Source organism: Micromonospora sp. AMSO12t (genome assembly GCF_008806585.1).
GTDB classification, from domain to species: Bacteria; Actinomycetota; Actinomycetes; order Mycobacteriales; family Micromonosporaceae; genus Micromonospora; species Micromonospora reichwaldensis.
In genome coordinates this window covers 1-6377 of record NZ_WAAS01000329.1, presented here as the reverse complement: position 1 = coordinate 6377, position 6377 = coordinate 1, and the positions used below count along the sequence as shown (strand labels likewise).

6 protein-coding genes are annotated in these 6377 nt (G+C 74.5%); 4 read left to right on the top strand and 2 right to left on the bottom strand.

Annotation, left to right across the window (positions count from 1 at the left end; genetic code table 11):
- The 4 genes from F6X68_RS29465 to F6X68_RS29450 form a co-directional block, all read left to right on the top strand.
- A partial coding sequence (locus F6X68_RS29465) for an acyl carrier protein (RefSeq protein WP_225852501.1) occupies positions 1 to 300 on the top strand: 300 nt, incomplete at its 5' end.
- Positions 297 to 1598 carry an aspartate aminotransferase family protein gene (locus F6X68_RS29460; RefSeq protein WP_151457308.1) on the top strand — a complete coding sequence of 434 codons (1302 nt, stop codon included), beginning with the start codon at positions 297 to 299 and terminating at the stop codon, positions 1596 to 1598. The genes F6X68_RS29465 and F6X68_RS29460, both read left to right, overlap by 4 nt.
- Positions 1599 to 1614: 16 nt before the next feature.
- On the top strand, positions 1615 to 1827 hold the full coding sequence (locus tag F6X68_RS29455; RefSeq protein WP_370519008.1) for an MbtH family protein: 213 nt from the start codon (positions 1615 to 1617) through the stop codon (positions 1825 to 1827).
- Positions 1828 to 2273: 446 nt separating this feature from the next.
- Positions 2274 to 3584 carry a condensation domain-containing protein gene (locus tag F6X68_RS29450; RefSeq protein WP_151457306.1) on the top strand — a complete coding sequence of 437 codons (1311 nt, stop codon included), beginning with the start codon at positions 2274 to 2276 and terminating at the stop codon, positions 3582 to 3584.
- 58 nt (positions 3585 to 3642) lie between these two features.
- On the opposite strand, the gene F6X68_RS29445 is transcribed toward F6X68_RS29450, so the two are convergent.
- Both F6X68_RS29445 and F6X68_RS29440 read right to left on the bottom strand, forming a co-directional pair.
- Positions 3643 to 5925, bottom strand: a complete 2283-nt coding sequence (locus F6X68_RS29445; RefSeq protein ID WP_151457305.1) for a condensation domain-containing protein — start codon at positions 5923 to 5925, stop codon at positions 3643 to 3645.
- Positions 5922 to 6377 (bottom strand): phosphopantetheine-binding protein (locus tag F6X68_RS29440; protein ID WP_225852500.1); only part of this gene is annotated, 456 nt, incomplete at its 5' end. The genes F6X68_RS29440 and F6X68_RS29445, both read right to left, overlap by 4 nt.

Below are 6377 nucleotides of genomic sequence, written 5' to 3'. Positions count from 1 at the left end.
CGGCCGACCGCCCCGCCGGAGGCCGCCCCGGACCCGGCACAGCCGACCGCCGCGCCGTCCGACGACGGCCGCTCCGAGGTGCTGGACCAGCTCGGGCAGATCTGGGCCGCCCTGCTCAAGGTCGACGGCGTCGAGCCCGGGGACGACTTCTTCGACCTGGGCGGCGACTCGCTCTTCGCGATCCGACTGATCAGCCGGATCCGCAAGGCGTACCAGGTCCGGCTCTCCCTGCAGGACGTGTTCGCGGCGCCGACGCTGGCCGAGCAGGTCGACCTGGTCCGCGAACGGCAGGCGTCGTGACCGGGCCGGTCTTCTACCCCTGGTCCGCGCAGGAGGAGATCGATCCGGTCCGCGTGGCCGGCGGCGCGGGCAGCTGGTTCTGGGACGAGCAGGGCAACCGGTGGCTCGACCTGCACGCCCAGATGGGCAACCTGCACCTGGGCCACCAGCACCCGGCCCTGGTGGCGGCGCTGCGCGAGCAGGCCGGACGGATGTGCACGATCGCGCCGTCGTTCGCCGTCGACGTCCGCGACGAGGCGGCCCGGGCGATCGTCGAGGTGGCACCGGGGGACCTGGAGACGGTCCTGTTCACCACCGGCGGCGCGGAGGCCGTGGAGCACGCGGTGCGGATGGCGCGGGTGGTGACGGGGCGGCCGAAGGTGCTCGCCGCCTACCGGTCCTACCACGGGGCCACGGCCGGGGCGCTGGCGTTGACGGGTGACCCCCGCCGCTGGCCGGTGGACACGGCCAGCGGCGGCGCCGTGCACTTCACGGGCCCGTACCCGTACCGCAGCGAGTTCCACGCCGAGAACGCCGCGCAGGAGGGCGAACGGGCGCTGGAGCACCTGCGCCGGCTCGTCGGGTACGAGGGCCCGGACACGATCGCCGCGATCCTCGTCGAGCCGGTGGTCGGCAGCAACGGCGTGCTGGTGCCGCCGGACGGCTACCTGGCCGGCGTCCGCCGGCTCTGCGACGAGCACGGCATCCTGCTGATCGCCGACGAGGTGATGACCGGCTTCGGCCGGTGCGGCAGGTGGTTCGCCGGCGACCTCTGGGACGTGGTGCCCGACCTGATGACCTTCGCCAAGGGGGTCAACTCCGGCTACGTGCCGGTGGGCGGGGTGCTGCTGTCCCGCGCGGTGGCGGCCCACTTCGCGCACCGCCGCTACCCCGGCGGGCTCACCTACTCCGGGCACCCGCTGGCCTGCGCCTCCATCGTGGCGGCGCTGCGGGTGCTGCGGGAGGAGAACCTGGTCGACCGGGCGGCCGCACTCGGCCGCGACGTGGTGGGACCGGCGCTGGCCGAGCTGGCCGAGCGCCACCCGATCGTCGGCGACGTCCGCGGCGTCGGCCTGGCCTGGGCGGTCGAGCTGGTCCGGGACCGCGCGACCCGCGAGCCGCTGGCGCCGTACGCGGCCCCGGGGACGCTGGCGCCCGAGATGGCCGCCGTCCTGGCGGCGTGCAAGCGCCACGGCGTCTGGCCGCTGGCGGCGGGCAACCGGCTGCACCTGTTCCCTCCGTTGACCATCACGGCGGAGGAGTTGACCGCCGGGATCGCCGGGATCGACCGGGCCCTGACCGAGGTGTCCGAGCTGTGAGGAGAAGAAGATGACGGTGGAGCAGACGGAGACGGCCGACATCTGCCGGGTCGTGGTCAACGACGAGGAGCAGTACTCGATCTGGCCGGACGGGCGGGAGATCCCGGCGGGCTGGCGGGAGGAGGGCTTCGTCGGGCCGCGCGCCCGGTGCCTGGAGCACATCGACTCGGTGTGGACGGACATGCGCCCGCTGAGCCTGCGCCGGGCGATGGCGGGCGAGGCGGGGTAGGAGACGTCAGGGTCCCGGCCGCGCGGCGCGTGTCGTCCGGTCGGGCCCGCCTCCCGTCGGTACCACGATTACTTCCCGCGAGCGGAGAGCGACGGGCGGTAATTGCGCGCGCGGGTCCCGCTTATCGCAGGAAAAACTTCGGGTTGCGGAGCCGGGACAGAAATATTAACGTCTATCCACAGTGGACCCCGGCGGTTCCGGATGGGAGTCAAGATGCGTGCTCACTGCTACACGGCAACGACTCTGGTGGACATCGACCTCGTGGTTCGGCCCCGCAAGAGCCGGCTCGCCTGACAGCTGGAAAACAGGAGACCATGGTCTCCGAGGCAATTCTGGTACGACCCTCTGAAATGCGTCTTCCGGAACGTCGGTAGGCGATCTCGTCAGTTCGCAGATCAGTTGATATTTGGTCCGCCGGGGCCATCTATTGTTCCGGGGGATTCAGGGTGCGGGACCATTTCGAGACGAGTGAACACCAGGAATACCTGTGCCGTCTCGACGGCAGGGTCGGTCCCGCGACCCTGATGACCCAGGTGTGCCACCGCCTGAACGGCGACGTCGACGTCGAGGCGTTGCGTCGCGCCGTCGGGCGGCTGGCCGAGGCGCATCCGTTGCTGCGCCGGGCGTTCGCCGAGCACGACGGCTACGTGGTCCTGCGCGACGGCCGCGATCGGGCCGACCTGGAGGTCGTCGAGGTGCCCGACGACCGGGCCGCCCTCGACTGGTGCCAGGCCGCCCTGCGGCGGCCGGTGGACCTGTGGGCCGGACCGTGCTGGACGGTGTCGCTGGCCCGGACCGGCACGGGGAGTTCCTACCTGCTGCTGTGCGCGCACATGGCGCTTCTCGACCACCACTCCCTCGACCTGCTGGTCGACGACCTGGCCGTCCTCTACGGGGCCGAGCTGGGCGCCGGCACGGGCCAGCCACCCGCCGCCGAGCCGATCGACGACGTCCTCGACCGGCTCTTCGAGCTGGGCGAGGAACAGGCGGAGGAGGACCTCGACTGGTGGCTCGACACGTTCGGCCGGCTCGGCCCGGTGGAGACCGGGGCCGACCTGACCGACCCGTTCGACGCGGCACCGGACGGGCCACCCCCGGCCCCCGGTGGCCACCTCGCGCAGGCGCACGTCCCCTCCGGCGGGATCGTGCCGGCCGTGCGCCGCCTGCGGGTCTCCCCGTTCGCCGCGTACACCGCGGCCCTGCTGGGCGCGCTGGGCGGGCCCGCCGCCACCCGGTCGTTCCGGGTGGCCTTCGTCGTGGACATGCGGTCGTTCCTCGACTGCGAACGCGTCGTCGGCCAGCTGAGCCAGGCCGCGGTCCTGCGGGTCGACGTACCGCCGGGGATCGGCTTCGCCGACCTCAGCCGCCGGGTCGCCCACCAGGCCGCCGAGTCGCTCGGCCACCAGGCCGTCCCCTTCGAGCGGGTCGTCGTGGAGCTGAAGCGGCGCGGGGTGCCGGTGCACCTGCTGGCCCCGGTCTCGGTCAACTACTCCCTGCTGCGGGCGATCGACTGGCTCGGCGCCACCGCCGAGGCGATCGAGCTGGACAGCACCTCGGCGCTGGACGACACCGCCGGTCTGGGCGGCTACTTCGACCAGCTCGACGGCCAGGAGCAGCTACGCATCAAGCTGTACGCCGCTGCCTCCTCCTACAGCGCCGGACGCACCGACGAACTGCTCGCGGAGACCCGCCGTTGCCTGGAGATCGGGCTGGCGTCACCGGACCAGCCCCTCGCGGCCGGCACCCCCACCGCCTGACGGCGCCCACCCTCCGCAGGGCCGCCCGGAATTCCCGCCGAGGGCCGGGCGACGTCGCTCACCGGTCGTCCAGCGCCCGGGCCAGCCAACCGGCGATCCGTTGCACCGTGGGCCGGCGCAGCAGCGAGTAGTGGTCGCCCTCGTACTCGTGGACGGTGGTCCGGGCGCCGACGTAGCGCTCCCAGCGCGGCTGCCAGCGCGGCGACGCGGCGGCCTGCACGACGGTCAGCGGCAGCTCCGCGCCCTCCGGCCGGTACCCGGCCACGGCGGTGACGTGCCGGGCGAAGGTCTCCACCCGGCGGCGCACCTCGCGCACCGGCAGCGCCACCGGGGTCACCCCGGCGTCCACCAGCCAGCGGCGCAGCAGCATCGTCTGTTCCTCGACCGGCAGCGCGGCGAGCGTCGCCGCCGTCGGCGCCGGGTGGTCCCGGCCGAGGGACGCGGCGAGGTCCGCGGCGAACCGGGCCGCCGTCGCGGCGTCGTCGGTCCCCTCGCCGGCCGGGCGCGCCTGCCCGGGCGCGGTGTCCAGCACCACCAGCAGGTCGACGGCGCGTCCGGCCCGCACCAGCCGGCGGGACATCTCGTACGCGAGCAGGCCGCCCATCGACCAGCCGCACAGCCGGTACGGGCCGGCCGGCCAGCGGGCGACGACGTCGTCCAGGTACGCCTCGGCGAGCGCGTCGATGGAGTCGCCGGTGGCGTCGGCGGCCGACTCGATGCCGACCAGGTGGTACGCGGGCAGCAGCCGGGCGAGTTCGGCGTACGCGCCGACCGTGCCGCTGACGGGGTGCGGCAGGATCAGCGGCGGGCGGTCGGTCGGCCCGCCGAGGTGCACCAACGTGCCGGACCCCGTCCCGCCCGGCCGGGTACGCGCCGCGGACGGCGGGGTCGCCGCCCGGACGCCTGGCACGGGCCGGCGCACCGGCAGCGCGTCGACGGTGGCGTGCGGGTCGGCGACGACCGCGTCCAGCAGCGCCACGAAGTCGTCGGCGACGGTGGCCATGTCCGCCGGGTCGAACAGCCCGTCGCGCCAGGTCCAGGCCGCCACGAGCCCGCCCGAGGCGTCGGTCAGGACGTCCAACTGCACGTCGAACTTCGCCGTGCCGGTGTCGACGTCGACCCAGGCGGTGCTCAGGCCGGCGAGCCGGGGCGGGGGCGCGGGCCGGCCCTCCACGCTGAACGCGAACTGTGAGAACGGCATCCGGCCCGGCACCCGCGCCGGGCGCACCTCGTCCACGATCCGTTCGAACGGCACCGCCATGTGGGCGTACGCCCCGAGGGTCAGCTCCCGGACCCGGTCGACCACCTCGGCGAAGGTCGGGTTGCCCGCCAGGTCCCCGCGCAGCACCACGGTGTTGACGAAGTACCCGATCCGGCTCTCGTCCGCCTCGCTCGTCCTGCCCGTCGTCGGCGACAGCACGGCGACGTCGCTGCTGCCGGTGCGTACGGACAGCAGCACCAGGTACGCGGCCAGCAGCGTCATGAACGAGGTGGCCCGCCGGGACCGACCCAGCCGGGTGAGGGCGGTCGTCACGCCGCGGTCCAGCGGGACGTCCAGCCGCCGGCCGGAGGCCAACGCCCCGGGCACCCGGTCGCGTACGCCGGGCAGGTCCAGGTCGGGCAGGCCGGCCAGCCGCTCGCGCCAGTAGGCCAGTGCCGCGTCCGGGTCCTCCGGGTCGTCGGCGAAGTCGTCCTCGTCGTCCTCGTCGTCGGGCACCGGCGGATCGAGGTCCGGCGTCTTCCCCGCCCGCAGCGCGTCGTAGGCCGTGGCGAGGTGGCTCCAGAAGACCGGGCGGGACCCGCCGTCGAAGACGATGTGGTGCACGGTGACCGCGAGCAGGTGCTCGTCGGCCCCGCAACGGATCAGCACCGCCCGCAGCAGCGGGCCGTCAGCCAGGTCGAACAGCTCGTCGTGGGCCCTCTCCAGCTCCTGCCGGACCCGCTGCTCTCGGGTCGCGGCGTCCGTCGTGCCGAGGTCGACGACCGGCACCGGCACCGGCGCGCAGGGACCGATCCGCACGAGCACCTCGTCGTCGACCATCGCGAAGGTGGCCCGGAGCAGGTCGTGCCGGTCCGTGACGGCGGCGAGCGCGCCGCGCAGGGCCGGCAGGTCCAGCTCGCCGGTCATCCGCACCACGGTCAGGATGTGGTACGCCGTGCTCGTCGGCTCCAGCTGTTGCAGGAACCAGAGCTGCCGCTGGGCCACGGTGGCGGGACCGGTCGGCGCGGCGGGCAGCCGCTCGCGCAGCAGCCGTACCAACAGGTGCCGGTGCTCCTCTGCCGGCCAGCCGGGCGGCGGTCGCAGCAGCGCGGTGACCGGGTCGGGCGACGGGCCGCTCATCGGGGCGCTCCTGTCTCGTCGTACGGCGGGCCGGGCCGGGTGGCGGCGGCCAGCGCTCGTCGGGCCTGGTCCTCGGTGAGCGCGGCGACGGCCTCGCGCAGGCCGGCCACGGTGTCCACCCAGCCGGGCCGGCGCTCGAAGCGGCGCAGCTCGTCGGCCAGCCCCGCGATCGTCGGGTCCCGGAACAGCGCCGCGACCGGCAGGTCGACCTCGAACGCGGCGCCGGCCTGCGCGGTGACCTGGGTGGCCAGCAGGGAGTGTCCGCCGACGGCGAAGAAGTCGTCGCGGACTCCGATGCCCGCGACGGGGGTGCCCAGCACCGTCGCCCAGATCCCGGCGAGCTGCCGCTGCACGGCGTCGCCGGGCGGCGCGGAGCGGATGGTCGTGGGATCCGGTGCGGGGAGTGCGTTGCGGTCGATCTTGCCGTTGCGGGTGAGGGGGAAGTGGGGCAG